Source organism: Stenotrophomonas maltophilia (genome assembly GCF_900186865.1).
In the GTDB taxonomy this organism is placed as follows: Bacteria; Pseudomonadota; Gammaproteobacteria; order Xanthomonadales; family Xanthomonadaceae; genus Stenotrophomonas; species Stenotrophomonas maltophilia.
Genome location: NZ_LT906480.1, coordinates 1,440,925 through 1,467,000, shown reverse-complemented (window position 1 = coordinate 1,467,000; position 26,076 = coordinate 1,440,925). Strand labels below are relative to the sequence as shown.

Sequence of the window (26,076 nt, the reverse complement as noted above, 5' to 3'; positions counted from 1 at the left end):
GATAGACAGAAGCTATAGAAGTGAATGATTCATTCGATTATTCATTTCATCTGGCCATAGCTAAAGTCGAGTGAAGATGTTCCACCCCGCCTTCACCCGCAGGAGCCAGCCATGAGCCAGTCCGATAACAACAGCCCCAAGTGCCCGTATCACACCGCGCCGTCGCCTGCGGAAGGCGCCCAGCAGCAGCGTGAACTGAGCACCACGCCCAAGCAGAAGCACGGCGATGATCCGGTCACGCCGATGACCACGGCCTTCGGCGCACCGGTGGTGGACAACCAGAACAGCAAGACCGCCGGCCCACGTGGCCCGCTGCTGATGGAAGACGTCTGGCTGCTGGAGAAGCTGGCCAACCTCAACCGCGAGATCATTCCCGAGCGCCGCATGCACGCCAAGGGCTCGGGCGCGTTCGGTACCTTCACTGTCACCCATGACATCAGCAAGTACACCCGCGCCAAGCTGTTCGAGAAGGTCGGCAAGCAGACCGAGATGTTCGCCCGCTTCACCACCGTGGCCGGCGAGCGTGGCGCCGCCGACGCCGAGCGTGACATCCGCGGCTTCGCGCTGAAGTTCTACACCGAAGAAGGCAACTGGGACCTGGTCGGCAACAACACGCCGGTGTTCTTCCTGCGCGACCCGCGCAAGTTCGCCGACCTCAACAAGGCCGTGAAGCGCGACCCGCATACCAACCTGCGCAGCGCGCGCAACAACTGGGACTTCTGGACGTTGCTGCCCGAAGCCCTGCTGCAGGTGACCGTGGTGATGAGCGACCGCGGCATCCCGCGTAGCTTCCGCCACATGCACGGCTTCGGCTCGCACACCTACAGCTTCACCAACGCCGACAGCGAGCGCTTCTGGGTGAAGTTCCACTTCGTCAGCCAGCAGGGCATCGAATCGCTGACCGACGCGCAGGCGCAGATCCTGGTCGGCCATGACCGCGAAAGCCACGGCCGCGACCTGTTCGCCGCAATCGAGAAGGGCGACTTCCCGAAGTGGAAGCTGTTCATCCAGGTCATGCCCGAGCTGGAGGCGGAAACCTACCGCATCCATCCGTTCGACCTGACCAAGGTGTGGCCGAAGAGCGACTACCCGCTGATCGAAGTGGGCCAGTTCGAACTGAACCGCAACCCGGTCAACTGGTACCAGGACGTCGAGCAGTCCGCGTTCGCACCGAGCAACCTGGTGCCGGGCATCGGCCCGTCGCCGGACAAGATGCTGCAGGCACGCCTGTTCGCCTATTCCGATGCGCAGCGCTACCGCCTGGGCGTGAACCACCACCAGATTCCGGTGAACGCCGCACGCTGCCCGGTGCACAGCAACCACCGCGACGGTGCGATGCGCGTGGACGGCAACTACGGCGGCCTGCCGCACTACGAGCCGAACAGCTACGGCCAGTGGCAGGAACAGCCGCAGTACCGCGAGCCGCCGATGAAGATCCGCGGTGACGCCGACTTCTGGAATTTCCGTGAGGACGACGCCGACTACTTCAGCCAGCCCGGTGCGCTGTTCCGCAGCTACAACCAGGCACAGAAGGACCGCCTGTTCGCCAACACCGCCCGCGCCCTGGGCGATGCGCCGGACTTCATCAAGCAGCGCCACATCGACAACTGCAGCAAGGCCGACCCGGCCTATGGCGCTGGCGTTGCCGCAGCGCTGAAGGCGCTGGCCAGCCAGCCTTCGGATCCGTTCAAGCCGGCGCAGCCGGAAGCGGACTTCCCCACCGCGACCCCGGGCGCCGAAGACATCGAGCTCTGATCGCCCTGCCCCGTGAACAGCACGCCGCCTCCCCGTGAGGCGGCGTCGCCGTTTTAACGGTCCGCGTCGTACCTTCTGCACGCCCCACCCCAATCAAGGATTCCGCAGATGAGCCTCACCGACGAACTTCTCGCCAAACTGCAGGGCGCCCCGCTGCAGCAGGTGTCGCAGCAGCTCGGCATCAGCGACACCCAGGCTTCCGGTGCGATCAGTGCCGCGCTGCCGGTGCTGATGGGCGCGCTGGGCAACAACGCCTCGCAGCCGCAGGGCGCGCAGGCGCTGCTCGGCGCGCTGCAGAACAACCACAGTGGGCTGGACCTGGGCAGCGTGCTCGGTTCGGTACTGGGCGGCGGTGGCGGTGGTGCCGCCAGCGATGGCGCCGGCATCCTCGGCCACATCTTCGGCGGCAACCAGCAGAAGGTGGAAACCGGCCTGGCCCAGGCCACCCAGCTCGACAGTGGCCGCACCAGCCAGCTGCTGCAGATCCTCGCACCGATCGTGATGGCTTTCCTCGCCCAGCGCCTCGGTGGCGGCCAGGCCGACGCCGGCTCGCTCAGCCAGGCCCTCGGCCAGGAAAAGCAGCAGGTGCAGCAGCAGGGCGGTCTTGCCGGCGGCCTGCTCGGCAGCCTGCTGGACCAGGACGGTGACGGCCAGCTCGGCGTGGGCGATCTGCTGAAGATCGGCGGCAGCCTGCTGGGCGGCAAGCGCTGAGCCAAGGGGGCGCCGGATCCGGTCTGGCGCCCTGCTGCTTACAACGCGTCGATATCGCCGAGCGCGCGGATCAACCGCCGTGCGCGCTTGTCCGGCTTGTGCTCCGGCGGCTGGAAACCATCGCGCGCCGCGATGCGCAACGCGCGCTGTTCGGCACGGCGCGCCTTCGAGGCCTCACTCTCGGCATACAACTGCTGCGCCGTCGGCGCCGGCCCGCGCTGGTCGCTCAGGCCCAGCACCTGGATCTCGAAATGCTCTTCGCCGCGGTCGACCTGCAGCTGCTCACCGACGCGCACTGCGCGTGAGGATTTCGGGCGCTGCCCGGCGACGCTGACCTTGCCGGTCTCGATGGCCTGCTTGGCCAGGCTGCGGGTCTTGAAGAAACGGGCCGCCCACAGCCAGATGTCCAGGCGGACACTGGGCGACAGCGCGGAAAGCTCGGTCATCGGCAGGGACTACTCCGTTCGCTTGTTCAGGGGACGCGGGTTGTCGGGGTCGGTGCGGCAGCCACTGCCCCCGATCAGGGTGGGAACGTCGGCGGAAAGATCCTGGCGCTGGCTGCCGACCAGGCACTCGGGGCGGTCGGTTGGCCGCACCTGGGTATCGCCCAGCCGGTCACCTGTCGAACATGCGGCCAGCGCGGCGCCGATCAAGGCCAGCGCCAGCCTTCGCTTCACCTGCAGTCGTTGACGCATTGCCACATCCCGCAAACCGGCTTGGTGCTAGTGTGCGCCTCCCGGGATTCGATCACCACTCCATGGCCAAGGCGCCGCTTGACCTGACCTCCGGCCCGATCGGCCGCAATCTCCTGTTGTTTTCCCTGCCGATCCTGGCCGGCAACATCGCGCAGTCGCTGAACGGTTCGGTGAATGCGGTCTGGGTCGGGCGCTTCCTCGGCGAGGCGGCACTGACCGCCACCGCGAACGCCAACAACATCATGTTCTTCCTGATCGGCTCGGTGTTCGGCTTCGGCATGGCCTCGACCATCCTGATCGGCCAGGCGATCGGCGCGCGCGACATCCCACAGGCGCGGCGCGTGGTGGGTACCAGCGCCACCTTCTTCATCGGCCTGTCGGTGATCATCGCCATCGTCGGCTGGTTCATGGCCCATCCGCTGCTGGCGGCGATGGGCACGCCGGCCGCCTCGCTGCCATTGGCCGAGGCCTACCTGCAGATCATCTTCCTGGCGATGCCGACGCTGTATGCGTTCGCCTTCCTCACCGCCGCGCTGCGCGGTGCCGGTGACTCGCGCACGCCGTTCCGTTTCCTGATGGTGTCGGTGGCACTGGACATCGTGCTGAACCCGGTTCTGATCTTCGGCATGGGGCCGTTCCCCGCGCTGGGCATCGCCGGCTCGGCCTGGGCCACGCTCGTCGCGCAGACGCTGTCGCTGGCCGGCCTGCTGCTGTACATGCGGCACAAGCGCCACACGTTGTGGCTGGGCCGCGCCGACATGCGCCTGTTCAAGCTCGACCTGACCATCCTGAAAGCGTTGGTGCTCAAGGGCGTGCCGATGGGCCTGCAGATGGTGCTGATCTCGCTGTCGGTGATCCTGCTGATGACCATGGTCAACCAGTACGGCACCGACACCGCCGCCGGTTACGGCGCTTCCCTGCAGCTGTGGAACTACCTGCAGATGCCGGCGATGGCGATCGGCGCGGCGTGCTCTTCGATGGCGGCGCAGAACGTCGGTGCACAGCGCTGGGACCGCGTACGCGGCACCGCACGCCAGGGCGTGCTGTTCAATTTCCTGCTGACCGGCGCGCTGATCCTGCCGCTGGTGCTGTTCGATCGCCAGCTGCTGGCCCTGTTCCTGCCGCCGGCCAGCCAGGCGCTGGACATTGCCCGTCACCTCAACCACGTAGTGATCGGCTCGTTCCTGTTCTTCGGCGTCAGCTTCGTGATCTCCGGCGTGGTGCGCTCCACCGGTGCGGTGATCCCGCCGCTGCTGATCCTGGCTGGTTCGCTGTGGGGCGTTCGCGTGCCGTTCGCCGAGCTGCTGCAGCCGTACTGGGGCGCCGATGCGATCTGGTGGAGTTTCCCGGTCAGCTCGCTGGTGTCGATGCTGCTGTCGCTGGCGTACTACCGCTGGGGCGGCTGGCGCAAGGCGAAGATGATCAGCAAGCCCTCGCACGCCGAGGAACTGGCCACGCCGTCGGAAATTCCGGCCTGCCCGCCGTCGCCGGTGGCCGACCCGGATGCCGCACCGCTGCGGTAGTGCCGGCCGCTGGCCGGCAACCTCATGGGCCAGTGAACGCCACGGTAGTGCCGGCCGCTGGCCGCCAACCTCACACCTCTCCAGCAGCATCGCGGCACAGCCGGCCAGCGGCCGGCTCTACCGCTTCTTCTTCGCCGCGTTGAACATGGCCGCCGCGCGCATCAACGCCTTGAACGCGGCGGCATCCGGCATCGCGCCTTCATGGATATCGATCGCGCGCCGCGTGTTGCCCTCCAGGCTGGCGTTGAACAGGCCTTTGGGGTCGGCCAGCGTCGCGCCATTGGCAAACGTCAGCTTCACCGCCTGCTTGTAGGTCTCGCCGGTGCACAGGATGCCGTTGTGCTCCCACACCGGTGTACCCCGCCATTTCCAGGTTTCCTGCACGTCGGGCAGCGCCTCATGGATCAACGCACGCACGCGTGCCAGCGCTTCGCCACGCCAGTCGCCCAGTTCGGCGATGCGCGCATCGATCAGTTCGGCGGCCGGGGTTCCGGCATCAGCCGGGTTGGGTGCATGCGTGGCCATCAGCGGCTCTCGTCGGCAAGGAGATCAGAACGGTGGGCTTACATGTGTTCGCCGGGCAATGCCGCGGCCTGGCGCACCCAGTCAAGAAACCGGGCTTCATCCAGTACGCCATCCTGTGCAATGTGCAGGTAGCGCGTATCGGCACTCCTTGGACGGCTCCGGCGGCACCGGTTTCAGCGCAGTGCCGCGGAAGAACGCCACCTTGATATAGCGGGTGAAGCAATGGAAGCTGAGGAACCAGCCTTCGCCCGCGGCCACCGCATACATCGGCGAGTTCCACTTCACCGCCTTGTGCACCCCGGGTACGGCCTGTTCGACCAGCGCATCCAGCCGTGCGCCGATCGGCCGCTTCCAGTCCGGCATCGCCGCGATATAGGCCTGTACCGTGGCATCGCCCTCGCCCTTGGCGATCTGCGGATTGCCGCCTGACAACAGTTTGGGCGCAGCGGAAGGTGCGGTTCGCTTGGCAGGCATCGCACGGCACGTCCATCGGGATGACACTGCAGCCTACCGCGGCCTGTGCCGGGCGGTCACGGCGCAGTGCGCCATCGGCTCAGTCCGCCTGCCCCGCGCGGAACTGGCGCCACTCCGGCAATTTGCGGTGACGGCGCAGCGAGCGCATCAAGCCGGCCATCACCACGCCGAACAGCGCACCAGCCAACAGGCCGGCCGCCAGCAGCAAGGCCAGCGGACGCTCGCTGCCCTGCCACAGCATCAGCCACATCAGTGCGGTCCAGAACAGCCCGAACAACAGGCCCTGCACCAGCGCATTGGTACCGAAGCCGGCCAGGATTGGCGGTGGCAGTGCGATGCCCATGCACCACAGCAGGCGATGCAGCAACGGCGCCGACTGCACACGCGCCAGCCCCTTGCCGTCGAGGAAGCGCAACGCCGACTGGATCACGGCGGGATAGCGCGGGTTGATGTCGTTCATCACCTGATCGTGGCCGATGCGATGCCGGAAACGCAAACGGCCACCCGAAGGTGGCCGTCGCGGCAACAACCGAAGTTGTTTATCAGGCCTTTTCGGCCAGACGGGCAGCCTTGGCGGCAGCAGCGGCAGCCAGGTCTTCCTTGATGCGGGCAGCCTTGCCTTCCAGGCCACGCAGGTAGTACAGCTTGCCGGCGCGGACCTTACCACGACGCTTCACTTCGACCGAGTCGATGATGGCGCTGTGGGTCTGGAACACGCGCTCGACGCCGTAGCCGTGCGAGATCTTGCGCACGGTGAACGAGGAGTTCAGGCCGGCGTTCTTGGTGGCGATGACGACGCCTTCGTAGGCCTGCACGCGCTCGCGGCTGCCTTCCTTCACCTTCACGTTGACGACAACGGTGTCGCCCTGGCTGAACTTCGGCAGTTCACGGGTGATCTGGGCGGATTCAAATTCCGCGACGATGGACTTGTTCAGCTTGCTCATGGGTTACACCGATTCTTGTTCGGGTGGGCGTGTCATGTAGACAACGTGGGCTCATGCAGTCACCGGACTGTGCTGCACGTTTGTTGTGGGTACTGCGCGCGCCGGCCTGGGCTGGCGGTAATTGGCCATGATAGCCGATAAAGCCGGCCCTGCGCTAGGGGTCGGCCTTCTGCTTCTGGGCCTGACGGCCCTGTTCCAGCAGCGTGCGGTCGGCCTTGCCCAGCGCCTGTTCATCCAGCAGGTCCGGGCGCCGCTGGGCGGTACGGACCAGCGACTGCTGGCGGCGCCACGCGGCGATGGCCGCATGGTTGCCTGAGCGCAGCACGTCCGGCACGTCGCCCAGAGGGTGCTGGGCCGGCTGGCTGTAGTGCGGACAGTCGAGCAGGCCCAGATCACCTTCGAAGCTGTCCTGGGCCGCTGATTCAGCGTCATTCAGGGCCCCGTCCTGCAGGCGGGCCACGGCGTCGATGATGACCGCGGCACCCAGCTCGCCACCCGACAGCACGTAGTCGCCGAGGGAGATTTCCTCGTCGACATTGGCTTCCAGGAAACGCTCGTCGATGCCCTCGTAGCGGCCACAGAGCAGAACCATGCGCGGCAATGCCGCCAGTTCCCGCACCTTGGCCTGGGTCAACGGCGCCCCCTGCGGGCTGAGGTAGATCACCCGCGCCGGGGTCGGATCAGCATCGCGGATCGCCTGCAGGCAGGCCTGCAACGGCTCGATCAGCATCACCATGCCCGGGCCGCCACCGAATGGACGGTCGTCCACCCGGCGGTAGTTGCCTTCGGCGTAATCACGGGGATTCCAGCCATGCAGGCTGAACAACCCCTTCTCCTGCGCGCGCCCGACCACGCCCAGTCCGGCGGACTGGGCGAGGAACTCGGGGAACAGGGTGATGACGTCGAAACGCATGCTCACACTCAGAACTCGGGATCCCAGTCGACCACGACCAGGTTGGCCTCGAAGTCGACCGACTTGACGAAGTCCGGCTGCACGAACGGGATCATCCGCTCGCGGTCACCCCGGACCACCACCACATCGTTGGCGCCGGTGCTGAACAGGTGCGAGACCTGGCCCAGGGCAACGCCCTCGGTGGTCTTCACGTCCAGGCCTTCCAGGTCCACCCAGTAATACTCATCGGGCTTCGGCGGTGGCAGGGCACTGCGGGCCACGTAGATCTCGGTGCCGCGCATCGCTTCGACGGTATCGCGGTCCTCGACGCCGGGGAACCGGGCGACCAGGTGCTTGCCACTGTCGCGGCCACGCACACCTTCAATCGTGGTTTCCACGCCGGACGGGCTGCGCACGATCCACGGCTGGTAACGGAAAATGGCGGAACGTGGCTCGGTCCAGGACTCGAGCTTGATCTCGCCGCGCACACCAAAAGCGCCGACAACCCTGCCCAGCAGGATGCGGCGCTCGATATCTTTCATCTGCTTCAACCAAGAGGGCCACGCCGAAGCGTGGCCCGTCAGGATCAGGCCGCAGCGGCCTGGGACTTGGTCGCTTCCTTGATCAGGTTGCGGACCTTGTCGGTCGGCTGGGCGCCGTTCTTGACCCAATGGTCAACGCGGGCCAGGTCCAGCTCGATGCGCTTCTCGCCGCCCTGGGCGACCGGGTTGTAGAAACCAACGCGCTCGATGTTGCGGCCGTCGCGCGCACTGCGCACGTCGGTGACGATGATGTGGTAGAACGGACGCTTCTTGGCGCCGCCGCGGGTCAGTCGAATCTTGACCATGGTGTTTTTCCTATTGCCCAGTCGCCAGGATGGCGAGGTAAGCGGGCGATTATAGCGGCAGAGCCCGGCCGAGCCAACCCCGGGGGGTTCGCTTGGGGTCAGATCCCTTTTGCGGCGCAAAAGGGATCTGACCCCAGCCCCTGCCAAGCCACCGCCGCCAGCACCGCCCTGCCCTGTTCAGCCAGCGCCTGCGAGCTTGGCAGGAGATGCCCGTCGATGGCCTCCAGCGCCCACAGGCCGCTGGCGTTGCAGGCAACAGCGGCCTTCACACTGCCCAGTTCAGCCAGCGCCAACGGCCGCGTCAACTGCGCATCGGGCCAATGCCGCTTCAGCAGCGCTTCGGCCGTACCGCGCAGGGCCGGCGCCTGCGGCCAGAGCAGCCGTTCACCATCGTGCACGGCCAGGTTCCAGGTGCTGCCTTCACTCACGTCGCCATCAGCGGTCACGAACAGCACATCGTCGAATCCTTCGGCCATCGCCGCGCGGCGCTCGGCGAACAGGCCAAACGTGCCCACGTGCTTGATCTGCGGCATTTCGCGCTGCCAGACCACGCTGCGCACGCGCTTGGGCGCGACCAGGGCCACCGGCGCTGATACTGCCACCAGCACGTCCACCGGCACCGCCGCCAGCGGGTTGCGGAAATCGAACCGGCGCGAGTACACCGTCACCCGCAGCGAGGCATCGGCCAGGCCGGCCTGTTGCAGGGCCTGTGCCATCCAGGTCTGCACCTGCACCGTATCCAGCTCGCTGCCGAACAGTTCACGCGTCGCCTGTGACAGCCGCGCCAGATGCAGGTCCAGTCCCTGCACCGCGTGGTCGCGCACCTGCAGCGAGGTGAAATGGCCGTAGTTGACCAGCGCCGGCAGCAGATCCTCGACCTGTGCCGGCAGGCCGTTGCAGGTCACCGTCATCGCAGCAGCGCCTGCGCCTGGCTCCACATGCCGCGCAGCACGTCGGCGGCCGGCTGTGCCGGCGCCATCCACGCCGACTGCCCGGCCCAGGCCTGCATCGCCGCCAGGCGGTTTTCCTGCGCGGCCTGCTTGCGCATCGGCGCGGTCAGCCCGCGCTGCACCGGGTACGGGCGTGGCGCCGGGGCGCCTTCTGCGGCAGCGGCGCGCACATAGGCGGTCGCCAGGCCGCGGCCCAGGCGGCCGCTGAAGGCGCGGGTCGGCCAGGTGTCTTCCGGTTCGCTGGCGGCCAGCCCATCGGCCCATGCCGAGGCGATCGCTGCTTCGGGCGTGCGCAGGAACGCGGTGCCGATCTGCACCGCGCTGGCCCCCAACGTGAGCGCGGCGGCGATACCGCGGCCATCGGCGATACCGCCGGCGGCAATCACCGGGATCTGCAGGTGATCGGCCAGGCGCGGCAGCAGCGCGAACAGGCCGACCAGCTGGCGCTCGGCCATCGCCGGATCGAACGCACCGCGATGGCCGCCCGCTTCCATGCCCTGCGCCACCACCGCATCGGCACCGGCGTCCTGTGCTGCACGCGCTTCGGACAAGGTGGTCGCGCAGGCGATCCAGGCAATGCCGGCATCCTTCAACTGCTGCACGTGGCGCGGCAGCAACACACCCATGATGGTCGAGGCCACCGCCGGGCGTGCGGCCAGCAGTGCGGCGAACTGTTCTTCGAAGTCGGCGGGCGTGGCATCGGCGGCGCTGGCCGGCACGTCCGGGCCCCACTGCGTCAGGAAGGCGCGGCTGGCAGCCTCGGCGGCAACGTCACGGGTCGGCACCGGATCCGGCACCCACAGGTTCACCTGCGCCGGGCCATTGGAAGCGGCGCGGAAGTCATCCATCCAGCGGCCGATATCGGCGGCCGGCGACAGCACCGCACCCATCGCGCCCATGCTGCCGGCATTGGCCAGCGCGGCCGACAGCGGCACCGGGCAGGCACCGGCCATCGGTGCCAGCAGGATCGGAAGCTGCAATGAAAAACGCCGACAGAAGGTGTCGGCGCGTTCAAGAATCGGCGATGCATTCACGCGACATACCTGTTGGAGAAGTCGCCATCCAGCATACGCCAGTCATTGTGACCGGGGCCGCGTCGCAATGCGCGCCGGCCCCGTCGCTGCATCAACGGAACGGCATGCCGCGGCCGCCCATGGCGCCCATCATGCCCTTCATGCTGCGCAGCATGCCCTTCATGCCGCCGCCGGCCATCTTGCTCATCATCTTTTCCATCTGCATGTACTGCTTCATCAGCTTGTTGACGTCAGCCGGCGTCACGCCCGAGCCCTTGGCGATGCGCGCGCGGCGCGAGCCGTTCAGCAGGTTCGGGTTGCGCCGTTCCTTCTTGGTCATCGAGCTGATGATGGCGATCATGCGCGGCACTTCCTTGCCCTGGCTGACCTGCTGCTTCAGATGGTCGGGGATGTTGCCCAGGCCCGGCAGCTTGTCCATCAGGCCGCCGATGCCGCCCATGTTCTGCATCTGCTCGAGCTGGTCACGCATGTCGTTCAGGTCGAACTTCTTGCCCTTGGCGACCTTCTCGGCCAGCTTGGCCGCCTTGTCCTTGTCGACCTGCTGCTCGACCTGCTCGACCAGCGACAGCACGTCGCCCATGTCGAGGATGCGGCTGGCGATACGGTCCGGGTGGAACACGTCCAGGCCTTCCGGCTTTTCGCTGACGCCGACGAACTTGATCGGCTTGCCGGTGATGTAGCGCACGCTCAGCGCGGCACCGCCACGGGCGTCACCGTCGGTCTTGGTCAGCACCACACCGGTCAGCGGCAGGGCGTCGCCGAAGGCCTTGGCGGTGTTGGCCGCGTCCTGGCCGGTCATGGCGTCGACCACGAACAGGGTTTCGGCCGGGTTCACCGCAGCGTGCAGGGCCTTGATCTCGGCCATCATCGCTTCGTCGATGGCCAGGCGGCCGGCGGTATCGACCAGCAGCACGTCGACGAACGACTTGCGCGCGTCGTCGATGGCGGCACGGACGATGGCTTCCGGCTTCTGGTCGGCACTGGACGGGAAGAACAGCACGCCGACCTGCTCGGCCAGGGTCTTCAGCTGCTCGATCGCGGCCGGACGGTAGACGTCGGCCGAGACCACCATCACCTTCTTCTTGCGCTTTTCCTTCAGGTGCTTGGCCAGCTTGCCCACCGTGGTGGTCTTGCCGGCGCCCTGCAGGCCCGCCATCAGGATGATGGCCGGCGCGGGCACATTGAGGTTCAGGTCGCTGGCTTCGGCGCCCATCACCGCGGTCAGCTCGTCGCGCACGACCTTGATCAGCGCCTGGCCCGGGGTCAGCGACTTCAGCACTTCCTGGCCGACCGCTCGTACCTTGATGCGCTCGATCAGGGCCTGCACCACCGGCAGCGCAACGTCGGCTTCGAGCAGCGCGATGCGCACTTCGCGGGTCGCCTCGCGGATGTTCTCCTCGGTCAGGCGGCCACGGCCACGCAGGCGCTCGATGGTGCCGGAAAGGCGCTGGGTCAGGGACTCGAACATGCGGCGCAACCTGTCTGAAAGCGGGGGACAATAAGGCAGACAGTATAACGGGTCCGGCTGTCTCCCCGGACTGCGGCCACGGGGCCGTCGCCACCACCGCAGGGGTGTGCGAAACTGCAACGATGACAATCGTTCTCATCGCCGTCCTGCTCTACCTGGCTGCCAGTGCCCTGCTGGTGCGCGCGCTCGGCCGCGATGAAACCACCGGCTCGCCCACCTGGCTGTGGCCGGCCCTGCCGGCGATGCTGCTGCATGGCAGCTACCACGTGATGGTGGCGATGCGCACCAACGGCGGGCCGGACATGCACTTTTTCGCCGCGCTGTCGCTGGTCGGCCTGGGCGTGGCCTGGCTGACCTCGCTGGTCGGCGCGCGCGGGCGGATGTCGGCGCTGGGCGTGGTGGTGTTCCCGCTGGCTGCCGTGCTGCTGCTGGCCTACCACGGCTACGGCCACGAACCGAGCAAAGTACTGGGCTGGCGCCTGGCCAGCCACGCCTGGCTGGCGCTGCTGGCCTACGCCACGCTGAGCATCGCCGCGCTGCTGGCAATCATGCTGTGGCTGCAGGAACGCGCACTGCGTCGCCGCGAGTTCCGGCCTTGGCTGCGGGCGCTGCCGCCGCTGGCCGACCTGGAATCGCTGCTGTTCCGGGTGATCACCGTCGGCTTCGCGCTGCTGACCCTGACCCTGGTCACCGGCGTGCTGTTCGTCGACGACCTGCTGGCACAGAAGCTGGTGCACAAGACCGTGCTGAGCGTGCTGTCCTGGATCGTGTTCGGCGTGCTGCTGATCGGCCGCCGCCGCTACGGCTGGCGGGGCATGAAGGCGGTGCACTGGACGCTGGCGGCAATGCTGTTGCTGCTGCTGGCCTTCTTCGGCAGCCAGTTCGTGATCGAACTGGTGTTCGGGCATACGCGATAGAAGCGTGCCGCCCAACGGTCGGCACCCACCCAACATCACCTGGTAGTGCCGGCCGCTGGCCGGCAACTGGACCGCACCCTGCGTGGATGCTGCCGCCGGTCAGGGCACCGGCTGCGCCAGGCTCTTCCGCACCGAACGGCCGCTGTTGGTGAGGATGTCATCGACCTGCCAGCAGCCCTGGCCCTGGCGCACCATCGGCAACCGGGTCACGTAGGCCTTCTTCCAGACCAAATAGCGCATTTCTACCTGGCCGGTGGTCGCCGAGGCCTCTTTCCAGCTGTAACGCACGGGGCTGTCGATGTCGCCATCCTGCGCATCCAGCCACGGATCGGAATCGATCGTGCAGATGCCCTCCTCGCGCTGCTGGCAGGCACGCTCATCACGCAGCGCCTTGCCGAAGGCCGCGCTGACCAGCGCGGCCGGCGGATCCAGCAGATCACCGTTGCCAGTCGTCGCCTCGTAGAAGGCGCGGGCCACAGCCGCAGGCTCCCGGCAGGCGGGAGCAGCCTGCACGGTGGGGGCCAGCAGCAGCCCGGTGATCACGAGCATCCCTGTCTTTCGCATGTATTTCTCCTTGAGGGAGTGCCGGCCGCTGGCCGGCACTACAGGATATCCCGGTGCTGCCGGCCAGCGGCCGGCACTACCCGATACCCGGCTTACAACCCGTAACGCTCGATCACGTCCAGGTGCGGCTGGCGATCCTGGTTGCAGGCTTCGGCCAGGCGCAGCCAGCAATGCGGATGCGGCCACGTCGCGGTCTGCTGCTGGAGGAAGCGGTGCAGCGCCAGCGGTGCATGGTCCTGCGGCTGGGCCACGGTGAACAGCAGGCCGGGCAGCGTGCCGTCTTCCACATCGGGGTCGGTGACGGTGTAGTCCGGGCGGCTGTGTGACCACACCTTCCAACCCTGTGCTTCGGCCGCCTCGACGAAGACGTTCCAGGCCTCTTCGCCCGGGTGCGCGCCATCGATCATCCAGCTGCGGGCGTAGCCGCCGCGTTCCAGCACATGCACCTGCGCATAGGTCGGGATGAAATGCTCGCGTGCTTCCTCCTCCTCGGGTGCCGGATGCACCAGCGCGGCATCGAACACCACCCAGTCGCCCACCTGCTGGGCGCGGTTGGACGGCGCGTTCTCGACGATGCGCGCGGTCACCGGTCCGCTGCGACGGGCGTAGTACTCCATCGGCTCACCGTTCTCTTCGCTGCGGATGATCACCCAGCCCCACGGCTCTTCGACCACGCCTTCCTGGCTGGACAGCTCCATGCCGATCGCCTTCGCCGAGCGACGCACGGCGTCCCAATCCCGCGCCGCGCTGGCGGCACTCATGTGGTCCCAATGCGCGGCATTCGGCTCTTCCAGCAATTCAACCAGCTGCGCGTAGCAGGCCTGTGCTTCGCTGAAGCGGCCGGTTTCCATGTACATGCGCGCCAGCGTGCCACGAGCACCGTGCGAACCCGGAGACAGCTCCAGCAGGGATCGGGCCGCCTGCTCCAGCGCCGGCCAGTCGGACACGCGGCGTGCACGCTGCACCTCGCACCAGTGCGCGAACACCGGCACGCTGCCACGGTAGAGATCGGCCAGCTGGCGCAGGCCATCGTCGTCGCCCTGCTCGGCCAGCCAGCGCATCAGCGTGTAGGCCGCGGGACCATCGTGCTGCGCATGGCCGCGTACGAACCGCCACAGCAGCGCGCGCGCCTCGAGCTGTGCGCCGCAGGCATTGAGTGCGCTGGCCGCCATCTCGGCCAGCGCCTCGTCATCGGGCAACTCGGCATGCGCCTGCAGCAACCACTGCGCTTCGCGCTCGGGATCGCGCGACTGGCTCTGTTCGCCCTGCGCGTCCAGCCATGCCAGCAGCTCGCCCGCCGGCACCGGCAGCGGTGCGACATCCGGCAACGCGTCGATGCGCGCGGCCAGGCCGGCCACCAGCGCCGCAGCACCACGATCCTGGCGCAGCTGCGCCAGATGCGTGCGGGCCAGTTCCAGCTGCCGCAGTGCCACCCAGCGCGTACCACGCTGCAGCGCCAGCTCCAGGCTCAGCGCTGCCACTTCGATCAGCAGGCGATGCGATCCGACCCGGGCAAAGTGCTCGATGATCGTGTTGAAGCGCGTGCCCAGATCCCAGGTGTTGCGCGCAGGATCCCGCTGGCAGAGCGCGGCGGCGGTGTTGGCCCACAGGCGCCAGTAGTTCGGAGTCAGCTCGCCCCACGGCACCAGCTGCTGCAGCGCCTCTTCGTCGCGGCCCAGCTGGGCCAGCGCCCAGGCCTTGGACAGGCGGCGCGGCACCGTGCAGTTGGCCGGCTCGTACTCTCCGGACGCCGCAACTTCGGCCTCCCGCTTTTCGATCAGTGCCAGTGCCTCATCGGCACGGCCCATTCCCAGCAGGATCTTGATCTGCATCTCCGGGAAGCTGTCGAACACTTCCTTGCCACAGGCCTCCACGGCATCGGCCTGCGCCTGCAGGTAATCCAGCGCCGCCTGGCCACGACCGTCATCGAGCAGCGCATCGGCCTTCTCGCAGCTCAGGCACTGGAAACACGCCCAGCTCGGGTCGATGCGACCCAGTGTTTCATCGCAGACCTCGATGCGCTCGGGCACCCAGCCCGGGCCATCGATGTTGCCATAGCAGGCAGCCAGATCCTGGGTCACGCAGATCGACTGCGGGCATTCCAGCGTGTCCTCACGGTGCGCACGTTCGAACAGCGCCACCGCTTCGCCCAGCGCGCTCTCGCCTTCGACGCGGTTGCCGACGCGGTTGCGCAGCGCCCAGTGGCCGACATAGACGTCGACCCACGGGTTGTCCAGCGCCTTGCCCAGCGCACGCGCTTCGGGCAGCAATGCATCGACGCGGTCGATCTGCAGTTCACTCACCTCGTCGGCGAGACGGTTCAGCAGGTGCGCGTTCTGCGCCTGGCCGGCCTGGCGCAGGTCACCCTGCAGTTTTTCGACCCAGTTCCAGATGTCCATGGGGTAAGTGCTCCTGTCTAGCGAAGGCTGGATGAGAAGGTACGGTGCTCAGCGCAGCATCTGCTGCAGGGCACCGGCAATATCGGTAAAGGCGCCGTTGAGATCCGGGCCGGGCGTAGCGTTCGCGCGTGCCAGCGGGCGGCCCTGCGCGGCGACGATGATCTTCAGTGAGCGCAGCAGACGGGCTGCGGCTTCGGCCTGTGGATGCCCCTCGCGCTGGGCGCGCAGCAGCGCCTGCACTGCCGGGTTATCGAGATTGAGGTACAGCCGCGACGGCGCGCGCGACTCGATGCGTGCGGTGAACTGCCGGGCCAGGCGCAGCGCGGCCATCGACACGCGCTTGTCGTTCTCGTCGTCTTCCAGGCGCTGCTTCAGCTCGGCTTCGCGGTCGGGCACCACCACCACCGGCAGCGACTCGGGGCTGAAGCGTGCCGGCAGCAACTGTTCGCCGTCGCCCAGCTGCTCGCGCAGCCATGCCAGCTGCGCCTCGTCGAGGCTGTCATCGCTTCGGAACAGTGCACGGTTACCCTGCTCGGTCCCCAGTTCAACCAGGCGCAGGCCCTTGGCCTGGGCCCCGCGACGCAGGAACGGCACGACTGCATAGCGGTGGCCGTGCGCGACCGGTACCCCCATCGCGCGGAACAGCATCTCCTCGAAGCCACCGCCATTGTCAAGAATCACATGCACGGCACCGCGCGCCGGCAGCGCACTGGCCGGCAGGTCGCCCTGCGAAGTCGGCACGCGCACGTGCTCCAGCAGCAGGTCGAACAGGCGGTCATCGCACAGCGCCGCGCCCAGCAAGGCCTCATTATGGCGCGTGAGAACGCGTCGCCAGGCTTCCGGCTGCTGCCGTGCGACGTCGGCCAGGCCATCAATCAGCGCCTCCAGCAGCGCGTGCTGCACGGCCCGGTACTGGTCATCGCGCTGCAGGTCTTCGCGGCTGGCGGTGGGCGTCAGCCGCGAGGATTCGATCACCCCGCCGATGAAACCGGCCCACGGCGGCAGCAGGTCGCGCGCATCGTCATCCAGCAGCATGCCGCGCACGAACACCGAAAGATTGCGGTTGTCACTGGTGCCGTAGGTAGCGCCGTCCTGGACCCACAACAGGCCGGTGGCATCGCTGTCACCATCCGCGCGCAGTGGCACGGTGACGATCGGCTCGAAATCGTGCTCGAAGCGCGCAGCGAACTGCAGCGCCTGGCGACGCGCCTGTACCGGATGCACGACGACGTCACCCTGGCTGCGCCACGGCGGCGGCTCGGGGTTGAGCGCCTCGGCCGCAGCACCGATGAAGATCGGCTCGGACAGCAGCGCGCAATAGCGGCCCAGCACCTCGTGCAGGCGCGCCTCGTTGGCCAGCGGCAGGAAATCCGGATGCAGCTCCAGTTCCACCTCGGTGCCAACCGCGCGCGTCGGCATTTCGCTGACGGTGTACTGCTCGGCATTGCTGGACACGTACAGATGACCCAGTTCCGGCGTCTGGTACGAGGTGGTACGCACGCTGACCCTGCGCGCCAGCACGAAGGCCGACAGGAACCCGAGGCCGAACATGCCGATCAGGCCTTCATCGTCCTCCCCGCCCTGGCGCAGGCCCCGGGTGTAGCCGACGCCCACGGTAGCCAGGTAGTCATGGATTTCCTGGCGGGTCAGGCCGGCACCGGTATCGGTGATGCGCAGCACGCCGGCAGCGGCATCGACCTGCACCGAGATGCGCGACGGCACTTCGATGCCAGGCTGCTCGATGCGGCGACGGATGATCGAGTCATGCGCGTTCTGCACCAGCTCACGCAGCGCCACCACCGGGGTGGAATACAGGTGCTTGCCCAGCACCGTCATCAATCCATTGAGATCGACCCCTGCGCGACGGATTTCGGCGTTGGGGGCGGTGAGCGTGGTGTCCTGCATGTAATCGTTTACTCCTGGGCACGGAAAGACGCCAGAGGGCGCCTTCGTCGAGCGGGAAAAACTAGCACAGGCAGGCTGACCGCTGCCGTATACGACGCTTGTAGAGGCAGGGCCCCGCGCATCACGCCGCGTCGATGGCCTCGGACAGGCGCTCCACCGCGATCACTTCCATGCCCTTCACCGAACCGCCCTTGGGCGCATTGGCCTTGGGCACGATGGCGCGCTTGAAACCATGGGTGGCTGCCTCGCGCAGGCGGTCCTCGCCGTTGGGCACCGGGCGGATCTCGCCGGACAGGCCAACCTCGCCAAAGGCAATCGTCTTTTCCGCCAGTGGCCGGTCCTGCAGCGAGGACAGCACCGCCAGCAGCACCGGCAGGTCGGCCGCGGTCTCCTGTACGCGGATACCCCCGACCACATTGACGAACACGTCCTGGTCGCCGACCAGCACGCCGCCGTGACGGTGCAGCACGGCCAGCAACATGGCCAGGCGGTTCTGCTCCAGGCCGACCGCGACACGGCGCGGGTTCGACAGCGGCGATGCATCGACCAGTGCCTGCACCTCCACCAGCAGGGGCCTCGTGCCCTCGCGGGTGACCATCACGCAGCTGCCCGGCTGATGGGTGCTGCCGCCGGACAGGAAGATGGCCGATGGATTGGAGACTTCCTTCAGGCCCTTGTCCCCCATCGCGAACACGCCGAGTTCGTTGACCGCACCGAAGCGGTTCTTGAACGCGCGCAGCAAACGGAAGCGGCTGCCGCTCTCGCCTTCGAAGTACAGCACCGCATCGACCATGTGTTCGAGCACGCGCGGGCCGGCGATGCCGCCCTCCTTGGTCACGTGGCCGACCAGGAACACGGCGGTGCCGGTCTCCTTGGCGAAACGCACCAGCCGCGCCGCGCTCTCGCGCACCTGGCTGACCGAACCCGGCGCGGCGGTCAGGCTCTCGGTCCACAGGGTCTGCACCGAATCGGCCACGATCAGCCGCGGGCCCGCCCTGGAGGCATGCTGCAGGATCGACTCGACGCCGGTCTCGGCCAGCGCGTTGACCCCATCCAGTGGCAGTTCCAGCCGGTGCGCACGACCGGCCACCTGCGCCAGCGACTCCTCGCCGGTGACGTACAGCACCGGCAGTTCGGCCGCCATCTTCGCCACTGCCTGCAGCAGCAGGGTCGACTTGCCGATGCCCGGGTCACCGCCGACCAGCACCACCGCGCCCTCGACCAGGCCACCGCCGAGCACGCGGTCGAACTCGCCGATGCCGGTGCTGACCCGGCGGTGCTCGGTCTGCTCCACGTCCTTCAGCGCGGTGATCTTCGGCGGATCGATCTTGCCCGCCCAACCCGCCCGGCGCGACGCCGGCGCCTTGGCCGCCGCCGCGCTCTCCAGCACGATTTCCGACAGCGAGTTCCAGGCGTTGCACTCGGTGCACTGGCCCTGCCACTTGCTGAATTCGGCGCCGCATTCATTGCAGACGTAGGCGGTGCGGGCTTTGGCCATCGGATGATTTCCAGCAACGGGAACAGGCGTGGCAGGATAGCCGAGCCGGGTCGCAGGTGCTGCGACCGCTCAAGTCCCGCCTGCCCGCGCCGATAGCTGTCGCGGGCGTGCGCCTTGCGGGCGCCCCCTCCCTCCCCCTCTGGATTCAACATGACTGGCAGTTACAGTCAGAGCCTGGTCGCCATCTCCCTGCTGGTGGCCATTCTTGCTTCGTACACGGCGCTGGACATGGCCGGCCGCCTGGCCACCGCCGAGGGCCGCGTGGCCCGCTGGTGGCTGGCCGGCGGCGCGGCGGCGATGGGCCTGGGTATCTGGTCGATGCATTTCATCGGCATGCTGGCCTTCGACCTGCCGATTCCGGTCGGCTACGACCTCGGCATCACCCTGTACTCACTGGCCGTGTCGGTCGGCGCCTCGGCCTATGCGCTGTGGCTGGTGTCGCGGTCCAGCCTGCCCTGGCGACGTCTGCTGGCCGGCGCCGTGCTGATGGGCCTGGGCATTGCCACCATGCACTACCTGGGCATGGCCGCGATGCGCATGCAGCCGGGCATCGACTATCACCCGGGCTGGTTCGCTGCCTCCATCGCGGTTGCCATCGGCGCCGCCGGTGCGGCGCTGTGGATTGCCTTCCGCCTGCGTGCCGAGCAGCGCAACACCACGCGCCTGCGCCTGCTCGCCTCACTGGTGATGGGCCTGGCCATCGTCGGCATGCACTACACCGGCATGGCCGCGGCGCGCTTCCCGGAGGGCAGCATCTGCGGCGCGGTCGGCAGCGGCGGCATCGACACGCGTTGGCTGGCGGTGCTGGTGATCGTCACCACGGTGGCGACCCTGGGCATCGCCCTGGTGGCCTCGCTGTTCGACCGGCAGATGCGCGTGCGCACCGGGCTGCTGGCCGATTCACTGGCACACGCCAACGACAGGCTGATCCAGGCCGCCCTGCACGACCCGCTGACCCAGCTGCCCAACCGCATGCTGCTGCAGGACCGCATCGAGCAGGCCATCGAGAAGGCGCGGCGGCGCAACCAGGCGGTGGCGGTGATGTTCTGCGACCTGGACGGCTTCAAGGCGGTCAATGATGCCTATGGCCACCAGCTCGGTGACCGTTTGCTGGTGGCAGTGGCGCAGCGCATCGGCGGCCTGCTGCGGCCGCAGGACACCTTCGCCCGCCTCGGCGGCGACGAGTTCGTGATCGTGCTGGCCATCGATGTTCCCGACGATGCAGTGGTGGTCGCCGAGCGGATCATCGCGGCGGCGGGCGAACCATTCCTGCTGGACGCAGCCGAGCTGCAGGTCAGCGCCAGCCTGGGCATCGCCCTGTATCCGGCTGATGCCGACAACGAGCGCGAGCTGATGGCACACGCCGATGCGGCGATGTACCACACCAAGGAGACCGGCCGGAACGGCTATACGTTCTTCACCCCCTCGATGCAGCTCAGTGCCAACCGTCAGCTGCGCCTGCTGCAGGACCTGCGCAAGGCCATCGCCCGCGACGAGCTGGTGCTGCACTACCAGCCCAAGTTCCCTGCCGCCGGCGCACCGGCCACGGGCGCCGAAGCGCTGCTGCGCTGGCAGCATCCCGAGCTGGGCCTGCTGGCGCCGGATGTGTTCATTCCCATCGCCGAACGCAGCGGTCTGATCCTGCCGATCGGTGACTGGGTACTGGACCGTGCCTGTGCACAGCTGCGCGCGTGGCACGATGCCGGACATTCCGAATGGTCGATGGCGGTGAACCTGTCACCGTTGCAGTTCGCCTCGCCGGCGCTACTGGACAGTGTGCGCGAGGTGCTGCAACGGCACCGCATCGAGCCGGCGTGCCTGACCCTGGAGATCACCGAGACCACGGCGATGAAGGACGTGGACGCCAGCCTGGCGATTCTCAACGACCTGACCGCGATGGGCGTGCACATTGCCATCGACGACTTCGGCACGGGCTATTCCAGCCTGCTCTACCTGAAGCGCATGCCCGCCACCGAACTGAAGATCGACCGCGCGTTCGTGCACGATCTGGAATGCAATGAAGAGGATGCCGCCATCGTCTCGTCGATCATCGCGCTGGGGCGCACCCTGCAGCTGCAGGTGGTGGCAGAGGGTGTGGAGACGCAGGCACAGCGCGAGTACCTGAGCGAACTGGGGTGTGATCAATTGCAGGGTTACCACCTGGGCCGACCAATGGACGCCGAGGAGTTCCTGCGCCGGGTGGGGTGAGACCCCATCCACGCATGGCGTGGATCTCCTGGTAGAGCCGGCCGCTGGCCGCCTTCCCGCAATTGCCGGCCAGCGGCCGGCACTACCATCCTGTGCCGGCCATGCCAGGCGGGATGAGGCCGATGGCTTTGGGGTCGGATCCCTTGCTGCAGGCAAGGGCTCTGACCCCGTCCACGCATGGCGTGGATCCTGGTAGAGCCGGCCGCTGGCCGGCTTCCCGCAACTGCCGGCCAGCGGCCGGCACTACCCCCCTATGCCGGCCATGCCGGGTGGGATGAGGCCGATGGCTTTGGGGTCGGATCCCTTGCTGCAGGCAAGGGCTCTGACCCCATCCCCGTACAGCGTGGATCTCCTGGTAGAGCCGGCCGCTGGCCGGCTTCCCGTAATTGCCGGCCAGCGGCCGGCACTACCACCGCGCGTGCCATTCCCGGTGGGCGCGACAAACAAAAAGGCCGCCCGAGGGCGGCCTTTCTGCGTGGCAACGTCGCGCGGACGTCAGTGCATCATGTGCACGTTCATGTTGTGCATGACCCACAGGGTACCGACCACGATGATGCCGATCACCACCACGGTGAAGGCCGCAGCGTTGACGTTCCAGCGGCTTTCCGAAGAGCGGTCCAGGTGCAGGAAGAACACCAGATGGACCAGCATCTGCAGCACCGCGGTGATGGCGATGACCACACCGTTGACGGTGCGCGAGAAATCGCCCGACATCACCATCCAGAACGGGATGACGGTCAGCACCACCGCCAGCACGAAGCCGATCAGGTACGACTTCACGGTGCCATGGCTTTCGCCGCCGGTGCCGTGGTCGTGTGCATGGTTGTCATGTGCCATTACAGCGCTCCATTGAGGTAGACGACGGAGAACACGCCGATCCAGATCAGGTCCAGGAAGTGCCAGAACAGGCTCAGGCACGCCATGCGGGTCTTGTTGGTCGGGGTCAGGCCGTACTTCTTCAGCTGTACGAACATCACCAGCAGCCACAGCAGGCCGGCGCTGACGTGCAGGCCGTGGGTACCGACCAGGGCGAAGAACGCCGACAGGAAGGCACTGCGGTCCGGACCGTAGCCCTGGTGGATCAGGTGCTGGAACTCCCACACTTCCATGCACATGAAGCCGAAGCCCAGCAGCCAGGTGATGCCCAGCCACAGGTACATCTGGCCCATCTGCTTGCGGTGCATGGCGATCATGCCCAGGCCGAAGGTCAGCGAGGAGGTCAGCAGCAGCGCGGTTTCCCATGCCACGAACGGCAGTTCGAACAGGTCCTTCGCGGTGGGGCCACCATCGGTGCCGCCTGCCAGCACCACGTAGGTGGCGAACAGCGAGGCGAAGATGAGGCAGTCGCTCATCAGGTACACCCAGAAACCGAAGACGGTGTTGCCGCCGGTGTCGTGGTGCTCGTGGTCGTCATGGCCATGGGCCGCCGCATGCGCGGCGTGCCCGTGGCTCAGGGTCGAGGTATTGGTGCTCATGCCTTCAGCTCCGACTTCACCAGGCCCTGGGCTTCCAGGTGCTTGCGGTGTTCGTTCTCGATGCGTTCCACCTCGGCGGCCGGGACCCAGTAATCCACGTCCTGGTCGAAGGTGCGGTAGATGAACGTGGCGATCATGCCGACGAAGCCGACGATGGCCAGCCACCAGATGTGCCAGATCATCGCGAAGCCGAACACCAGGCTGAAGGCACCGATGACAACGCCCGTGCCGGTGTTGCGCGGCATGTGGATGTCGGTGTACTTGGCCGGCTTCGGCCAGGCTTCACCACGCTGCTTGCGTTCCCAGAAATCGTCCAGTTCGGTGACTTCCGGCAGGGTGCCGAAGTTGTAGAAGGCCGGCGGCGAAGAGGTTTCCCACTCCAGCGTACGGGCATCCCACGGGTCGCCGGTCAGGTCGACGGTCTTCTTGCGGTCGCGGATCGACACGGCCACCTGGATGATCTGGCACAGGATGCCGGCACCCACGATGAAGGCACCTGCGGCGGCAATCAGCAGCAGCGGCTCGTAGGCCGGGTTGACGGTGCTCTGCAGGCGACGGGTCATGCCCATGAAGCCCAGCACGTACATCGGCATGAAGGTCACGTAGAAGCCGATGAACCAGCACCAGAACGCGCACTTGCCCCAGAACTCGTTGAGGCGGAAGCCGAACATCTTCGGCCACCAGTAGGTGATGCCGGCGAACATGCCGAACACCACGCCGCCGATGATGACGTTGTGGAAGTGGGCGATCAGGAACAGGCTGTTGTGCAGCACGAAGTCGATGGCCGGGATCGCCAGCATCACGCCGGTCATGCCGCCGATGACGAAGGTGACCATGAAGCCGATGGTCCACAGCACCGGGGTGGTGAAGTGCACGCGGCCGCGGAACATGGTGAACAGCCAGTTGAAGATCTTCACGCCGGTCGGGATCGAGATGATCATCGTCGTGATGCCGAAGAAGGCATTGACGTTGGCACCCGAGCCCATGGTGAAGAAGTGGTGCAGCCACACGATGAACGACAGCACGCCGATGCAGGCGGTGGCGTAGACCATGCCCTTGTAGCCGAACAGCGCCTTGCGCGAGAAGGTCGCGATGACTTCGGAGAACACACCGAACGCCGGCAGGACCAGGATGTACACCTCCGGGTGACCCCAGATCCAGATCAGGTTGATGTACAGCATGGCGTTGCCGCCACCGTCATTGGTGAAGAAGTGCGTACCCAGGTAACGATCCAGGGTCAGCAGCACCAGGGTGATGGTCAGCACCGGGAAGGCAGCGACGATCAGCACGTTGGTCACCAGGGCGGTCCAGGTGAACACCGGCATCTGCATCAGCTTCATGCTGGGGGTACGCATCTTCAGGATGGTGATGAAGAAGTTGATACCGCTCAGCGTGGTACCCAGGCCTGCGACCTGTAGACCCCAGATGTAGTAGTCCATGCCGACGCTTGGACTGTATTCGATGCCCGACAACGGCGGGAACGCCAGCCAGCCGGTGGCAGCGAACTCACCGATCCACAGCGACAGCATGATCAGCACAGCGCCCGACACGAACAGCCAGAAGCTGAGCGAGTTGACGAACGGGAACGCGACGTCGCGCGCACCGATCTGCAGCGGCACGGCCAGGTTCATCAGGCCGGTGATCAGCGGCATCGCCACGAAGAAGATCATGATCACGCCGTGGGCGGTGAAGATCTGGTCGTAGTGGTGCGGCGGCAGGTAACCCTCGGACCCGCCGACGGCGAGCGCCTGCTGGGTACGCATCATGATCGCGTCGGAGAAGCCGCGCAGCAGCATGACGAAGGCGACGATGAGGTACATCACGCCGATCTTCTTGTGATCCACCGAGGTGAACCACTCCTTCCACAGATAGCCCCACAGCTTGAACTTGGTGATCAGGGCCATGACGCCCAGGCCACCCAGCACCGCGCCGACCAGGGTGGTCAGCACGATCGGATCGTGGGGGATCGACTCAAGAGAGAGTTTTCCCAACATGTTCATTCTCCCGAACCCGCGTGGCCAGCATGGCCAGCGTGTTCGTGTTCGGTGGCATCCAGGTTTTCACCCGATTCCTTGGAATCATGCGCGTCACTGGGGGCATGCCCCTCGTGCGCTTCATGGCTGGCGGCATCGGCAGCGGCGGCACCGGCGTGCGAGTGCTTCATGCCGTAATGCTTGTTGTCGCCCATGTGCTTGGCGATGACCCAGTCGAACAGGCCTTCTTCGGTCTTGCCGAAGTAGGTGACCGGATACCACTCGGCGTTGCGTGCTTCACCCAGGGCCTTGAACGAGGCCTTGTCCAGGGTCTGCTCACCGGCACGGACCTGGTCCAGCCACTGGCGGTATTCGGCATCGGTGACCGAGTAGGCGGTGAAGTGCATCTTGGCGAAGCCTGCGCCACTGTAGTGCGAGGACATGCCCGGGAATTCACCGGTCTCGTTGGCGATCAGGTGGAGCTTGGTCTCCATCGCAGCCATCGAGTAGATCATGCTGCCCAGGTGCGGGATGAAGAAGGCATTCATCACCGAATCGGACGTGATCTTGAAGTTCAGCGGCGTGTTGACCGGGAACTTGATTTCGTTGACGACCGCCACCTTCTCTTCCGGATAGATGAACAGCCACTTCCAGTCCAGCGAGATCGCCTCGATGGTGACCGGTTTGACGTCCGATTCCAGCGGACGATACGGGTCCAGCGCGTGCGACGAACGCCAGGTCAGGACCGCCAGCACCAGCACGATCATGCAGGGAATGGACCACACCACCACCTCGATCGCCGTCGAGTGGGACCACTTCGGCTCGTAACGGGCCTTGGTGTTGGAGGCGCGATACTTCCACGCGAAGGTCAGGGTCATGATGATGACCGGGATGACGACCAGCAGCATGAGCACGGTGGCCGTGATCAGCAGGGTCTTCTCATCCTGGCCGATCTGGCCCTTCGGACTGAGGATGGCCACGGCATCGCAGCCGGTGAGCATCACCAGCAACGACAGCAGCAGGCCCGGGCGCAACCAGCGCCCAAGGGTTTTCAACGGAATCATCGGTCGATCCAATTGCGAGGGAATGCCGTTCCCCGTCCTGCCTGTTCCGGCCAAAGCCGGTCCCACCGGTCCGGAAGACAGGTAGGGAGGTGGGTCGAGTCAGCCTTTCAATTTTAGGCCGTCACCCACCATTTAAGAAAGGCATTGACATTGATCGAGCGCAGGAAAGGCCCGATTCTGGCTGCGACACGTTGTCGCACCGCGCGGGCATGACGGGGCGCATGACCCAGGGCGGCATTCCGGCCCTGGACGTTC

Annotated in this window: 24 protein-coding genes and 1 pseudogene; 5 read left to right on the top strand and 20 right to left on the bottom strand. The window is 66.7% G+C overall.

The window, feature by feature from the left end; translation table 11 throughout:
- Positions 1 to 111: 111 nt before the first annotated feature.
- Positions 112 to 1,755 (top strand): catalase, encoded by a 1,644-nt coding sequence (locus CKW06_RS07055; RefSeq protein WP_005408605.1) that lies wholly within the window; start codon positions 112 to 114, stop codon positions 1,753 to 1,755.
- A 108-nt stretch (positions 1,756 to 1,863) separates the two neighbouring features.
- The gene (locus CKW06_RS07050) at positions 1,864 to 2,466 is read left to right on the top strand and encodes a DUF937 domain-containing protein (protein WP_005408604.1); all 603 of its coding nucleotides are present in this window, start codon (positions 1,864 to 1,866) and stop codon (positions 2,464 to 2,466) included.
- 38 nt (positions 2,467 to 2,504) lie between these two features.
- Here CKW06_RS07050 and CKW06_RS07045 read toward each other — a convergent pair whose 3' ends face one another.
- Positions 2,505 to 2,912, bottom strand: a complete 408-nt coding sequence (locus CKW06_RS07045; protein WP_024956742.1) for an RNA-binding S4 domain-containing protein — start codon at positions 2,910 to 2,912, stop codon at positions 2,505 to 2,507.
- Between the two features lie 9 nt (positions 2,913 to 2,921).
- Positions 2,922 to 3,161: a hypothetical protein gene (locus CKW06_RS07040; protein ID WP_024956743.1), complete on the bottom strand. Its 240-nt coding sequence runs from the start codon at positions 3,159 to 3,161 to the stop codon at positions 2,922 to 2,924.
- A 62-nt stretch (positions 3,162 to 3,223) separates the two neighbouring features.
- Between CKW06_RS07040 and CKW06_RS07035 the strand changes: the two genes are divergently transcribed.
- Positions 3,224 to 4,684, top strand: coding sequence for an MATE family efflux transporter (locus tag CKW06_RS07035; protein WP_024956744.1), 1,461 nt, complete (start codon positions 3,224 to 3,226; stop codon positions 4,682 to 4,684).
- A gap of 117 nt (positions 4,685 to 4,801) precedes the next feature.
- Here the strand turns inward: CKW06_RS07035 and CKW06_RS07030 are convergent, their stop codons facing one another.
- The 10 genes and pseudogenes from CKW06_RS07030 to ffh form a co-directional block, all read right to left on the bottom strand.
- On the bottom strand, positions 4,802 to 5,209 hold the full coding sequence (locus CKW06_RS07030; protein ID WP_024956745.1) for a DUF1801 domain-containing protein: 408 nt from the start codon (positions 5,207 to 5,209) through the stop codon (positions 4,802 to 4,804).
- Between the two features lie 38 nt (positions 5,210 to 5,247).
- Positions 5,248 to 5,683: pseudogene (locus CKW06_RS07025) on the bottom strand (DUF1801 domain-containing protein).
- 79 nt (positions 5,684 to 5,762) lie between these two features.
- A complete protein-coding gene (locus CKW06_RS07020) occupies positions 5,763 to 6,143 on the bottom strand; it encodes a DUF6404 family protein (protein ID WP_024956746.1) in 381 nt (126 codons plus the stop codon).
- A gap of 82 nt (positions 6,144 to 6,225) precedes the next feature.
- The gene (gene rplS, locus CKW06_RS07015) at positions 6,226 to 6,627 is read right to left on the bottom strand and encodes a 50S ribosomal protein L19 (RefSeq protein WP_005408597.1); all 402 of its coding nucleotides are present in this window, start codon (positions 6,625 to 6,627) and stop codon (positions 6,226 to 6,228) included.
- A gap of 154 nt (positions 6,628 to 6,781) precedes the next feature.
- Positions 6,782 to 7,540, bottom strand: coding sequence for a tRNA (guanosine(37)-N1)-methyltransferase TrmD (gene trmD, locus CKW06_RS07010; protein WP_024956747.1), 759 nt, complete (start codon positions 7,538 to 7,540; stop codon positions 6,782 to 6,784).
- An 8-nt stretch (positions 7,541 to 7,548) separates the two neighbouring features.
- Positions 7,549 to 8,061, bottom strand: a complete 513-nt coding sequence (gene rimM, locus CKW06_RS07005) for a ribosome maturation factor RimM (protein ID WP_005408595.1) — start codon at positions 8,059 to 8,061, stop codon at positions 7,549 to 7,551.
- Between the two features lie 44 nt (positions 8,062 to 8,105).
- Positions 8,106 to 8,366, bottom strand: coding sequence for a 30S ribosomal protein S16 (rpsP, locus tag CKW06_RS07000; protein WP_005408594.1), 261 nt, complete (start codon positions 8,364 to 8,366; stop codon positions 8,106 to 8,108).
- Between the two features lie 98 nt (positions 8,367 to 8,464).
- Positions 8,465 to 9,277 (bottom strand): aminotransferase class IV family protein, encoded by an 813-nt coding sequence (locus CKW06_RS06995; protein WP_024956748.1) that lies wholly within the window; start codon positions 9,275 to 9,277, stop codon positions 8,465 to 8,467.
- Complete coding sequence (locus CKW06_RS06990; protein ID WP_012479529.1) at positions 9,274 to 10,350, bottom strand: NAD(P)H-dependent flavin oxidoreductase; 1,077 nt, start codon at positions 10,348 to 10,350, stop codon at positions 9,274 to 9,276. Before CKW06_RS06990 ends, CKW06_RS06995 begins: the two co-directional genes overlap by 4 nt.
- 91 nt (positions 10,351 to 10,441) lie before the next feature.
- Entirely contained in the window at positions 10,442 to 11,818 is a 1,377-nt protein-coding gene (gene ffh, locus CKW06_RS06985; RefSeq protein WP_005408591.1) for a signal recognition particle protein, read from the bottom strand.
- A gap of 122 nt (positions 11,819 to 11,940) precedes the next feature.
- Between ffh and CKW06_RS06980 the strand changes: the two genes are divergently transcribed.
- The gene (locus tag CKW06_RS06980; RefSeq protein ID WP_024956749.1) at positions 11,941 to 12,735 is read left to right on the top strand and encodes a cytochrome C assembly family protein; all 795 of its coding nucleotides are present in this window, start codon (positions 11,941 to 11,943) and stop codon (positions 12,733 to 12,735) included.
- 99 nt (positions 12,736 to 12,834) lie between these two features.
- On the opposite strand, the gene CKW06_RS06975 is transcribed toward CKW06_RS06980, so the two are convergent.
- The 4 genes from CKW06_RS06975 to radA form a co-directional block, all read right to left on the bottom strand.
- Entirely contained in the window at positions 12,835 to 13,299 is a 465-nt protein-coding gene (locus CKW06_RS06975; protein ID WP_024956750.1) for a YqhG/Tai3 family protein, read from the bottom strand.
- Positions 13,300 to 13,391: 92 nt separating this feature from the next.
- The gene (locus tag CKW06_RS06970) at positions 13,392 to 15,698 is read right to left on the bottom strand and encodes a tetratricopeptide repeat protein (protein ID WP_038645677.1); all 2,307 of its coding nucleotides are present in this window, start codon (positions 15,696 to 15,698) and stop codon (positions 13,392 to 13,394) included.
- A 48-nt stretch (positions 15,699 to 15,746) separates the two neighbouring features.
- A complete protein-coding gene (locus CKW06_RS06965; RefSeq protein ID WP_024958884.1) occupies positions 15,747 to 17,603 on the bottom strand; it encodes an ATP-binding protein in 1,857 nt (618 codons plus the stop codon).
- A gap of 121 nt (positions 17,604 to 17,724) precedes the next feature.
- Positions 17,725 to 19,101, bottom strand: a complete 1,377-nt coding sequence (radA, locus tag CKW06_RS06960) for a DNA repair protein RadA (RefSeq protein WP_005408586.1) — start codon at positions 19,099 to 19,101, stop codon at positions 17,725 to 17,727.
- A gap of 150 nt (positions 19,102 to 19,251) precedes the next feature.
- Between radA and CKW06_RS06955 the strand changes: the two genes are divergently transcribed.
- Entirely contained in the window at positions 19,252 to 21,309 is a 2,058-nt protein-coding gene (locus CKW06_RS06955; protein WP_038645674.1) for a putative bifunctional diguanylate cyclase/phosphodiesterase, read from the top strand.
- A gap of 495 nt (positions 21,310 to 21,804) precedes the next feature.
- Here CKW06_RS06955 and cyoD read toward each other — a convergent pair whose 3' ends face one another.
- The 4 genes from cyoD to cyoA are packed head-to-tail and all read right to left on the bottom strand — an operon-like array spanning position 21,805 to position 25,821.
- Positions 21,805 to 22,146 carry a cytochrome o ubiquinol oxidase subunit IV gene (gene cyoD, locus CKW06_RS06950; RefSeq protein ID WP_005408584.1) on the bottom strand — a complete coding sequence of 114 codons (342 nt, stop codon included), beginning with the start codon at positions 22,144 to 22,146 and terminating at the stop codon, positions 21,805 to 21,807.
- Complete coding sequence (gene cyoC, locus CKW06_RS06945) at positions 22,146 to 22,784, bottom strand: cytochrome o ubiquinol oxidase subunit III (RefSeq protein ID WP_005408583.1); 639 nt, start codon at positions 22,782 to 22,784, stop codon at positions 22,146 to 22,148. The genes cyoD and cyoC overlap by 1 nt, the downstream gene beginning before the upstream one ends.
- Positions 22,781 to 24,778, bottom strand: coding sequence for a cytochrome o ubiquinol oxidase subunit I (gene cyoB / locus CKW06_RS06940; RefSeq protein ID WP_005408582.1), 1,998 nt, complete (start codon positions 24,776 to 24,778; stop codon positions 22,781 to 22,783). Before cyoB ends, cyoC begins: the two co-directional genes overlap by 4 nt.
- A 2-nt stretch (positions 24,779 to 24,780) precedes the next feature.
- A complete protein-coding gene (cyoA, locus tag CKW06_RS06935) occupies positions 24,781 to 25,821 on the bottom strand; it encodes a ubiquinol oxidase subunit II (protein WP_005408581.1) in 1,041 nt (346 codons plus the stop codon).
- Positions 25,822 to 26,076: the final 255 nt, after the last annotated feature.

Excerpts from the sequence above, each read along its gene's own strand:
- CKW06_RS06965 (WP_024958884.1), bottom strand. The coding sequence starts at position 17,603 with ATGCAGGACACCACGCTCACCGCCCCCAACGCCGAAATCCGTCGCGCA.
- rplS (WP_005408597.1), bottom strand. The coding sequence starts at position 6,627 with ATGAGCAAGCTGAACAAGTCCATCGTCGCGGAATTTGAATCCGCCCAG.
- CKW06_RS07020 (WP_024956746.1), bottom strand. The coding sequence starts at position 6,143 with ATGAACGACATCAACCCGCGCTATCCCGCCGTGATCCAGTCGGCGTTG.
- CKW06_RS06970 (WP_038645677.1), bottom strand. The coding sequence starts at position 15,698 with ATGGACATCTGGAACTGGGTCGAAAAACTGCAGGGTGACCTGCGCCAG.
- ffh (WP_005408591.1), bottom strand. The coding sequence starts at position 11,818 with ATGTTCGAGTCCCTGACCCAGCGCCTTTCCGGCACCATCGAGCGCCTG.
- cyoC (WP_005408583.1), bottom strand. The coding sequence starts at position 22,784 with ATGAGCACCAATACCTCGACCCTGAGCCACGGGCACGCCGCGCATGCG.
- cyoD (WP_005408584.1), bottom strand. The coding sequence starts at position 22,146 with ATGGCACATGACAACCATGCACACGACCACGGCACCGGCGGCGAAAGC.
- CKW06_RS07050 (WP_005408604.1), top strand. The coding sequence starts at position 1,864 with ATGAGCCTCACCGACGAACTTCTCGCCAAACTGCAGGGCGCCCCGCTG.
- cyoB (WP_005408582.1), bottom strand. The coding sequence starts at position 24,778 with ATGTTGGGAAAACTCTCTCTTGAGTCGATCCCCCACGATCCGATCGTG.
- rimM (WP_005408595.1), bottom strand. The coding sequence starts at position 8,061 with ATGAAAGATATCGAGCGCCGCATCCTGCTGGGCAGGGTTGTCGGCGCT.
- CKW06_RS07030 (WP_024956745.1), bottom strand. The coding sequence starts at position 5,209 with ATGGCCACGCATGCACCCAACCCGGCTGATGCCGGAACCCCGGCCGCC.
- CKW06_RS07035 (WP_024956744.1), top strand. The coding sequence starts at position 3,224 with ATGGCCAAGGCGCCGCTTGACCTGACCTCCGGCCCGATCGGCCGCAAT.
- cyoA (WP_005408581.1), bottom strand. The coding sequence starts at position 25,821 with ATGATTCCGTTGAAAACCCTTGGGCGCTGGTTGCGCCCGGGCCTGCTG.
- CKW06_RS06955 (WP_038645674.1), top strand. The coding sequence starts at position 19,252 with ATGACTGGCAGTTACAGTCAGAGCCTGGTCGCCATCTCCCTGCTGGTG.
- rpsP (WP_005408594.1), bottom strand. The coding sequence starts at position 8,366 with ATGGTCAAGATTCGACTGACCCGCGGCGGCGCCAAGAAGCGTCCGTTC.
- CKW06_RS06980 (WP_024956749.1), top strand. The coding sequence starts at position 11,941 with ATGACAATCGTTCTCATCGCCGTCCTGCTCTACCTGGCTGCCAGTGCC.
- CKW06_RS07045 (WP_024956742.1), bottom strand. The coding sequence starts at position 2,912 with ATGACCGAGCTTTCCGCGCTGTCGCCCAGTGTCCGCCTGGACATCTGG.
- CKW06_RS07055 (WP_005408605.1), top strand. The coding sequence starts at position 112 with ATGAGCCAGTCCGATAACAACAGCCCCAAGTGCCCGTATCACACCGCG.
- CKW06_RS06995 (WP_024956748.1), bottom strand. The coding sequence starts at position 9,277 with ATGACGGTGACCTGCAACGGCCTGCCGGCACAGGTCGAGGATCTGCTG.
- radA (WP_005408586.1), bottom strand. The coding sequence starts at position 19,101 with ATGGCCAAAGCCCGCACCGCCTACGTCTGCAATGAATGCGGCGCCGAA.
- CKW06_RS06975 (WP_024956750.1), bottom strand. The coding sequence starts at position 13,299 with ATGCGAAAGACAGGGATGCTCGTGATCACCGGGCTGCTGCTGGCCCCC.
- trmD (WP_024956747.1), bottom strand. The coding sequence starts at position 7,540 with ATGCGTTTCGACGTCATCACCCTGTTCCCCGAGTTCCTCGCCCAGTCC.
- CKW06_RS07040 (WP_024956743.1), bottom strand. The coding sequence starts at position 3,161 with ATGCGTCAACGACTGCAGGTGAAGCGAAGGCTGGCGCTGGCCTTGATC.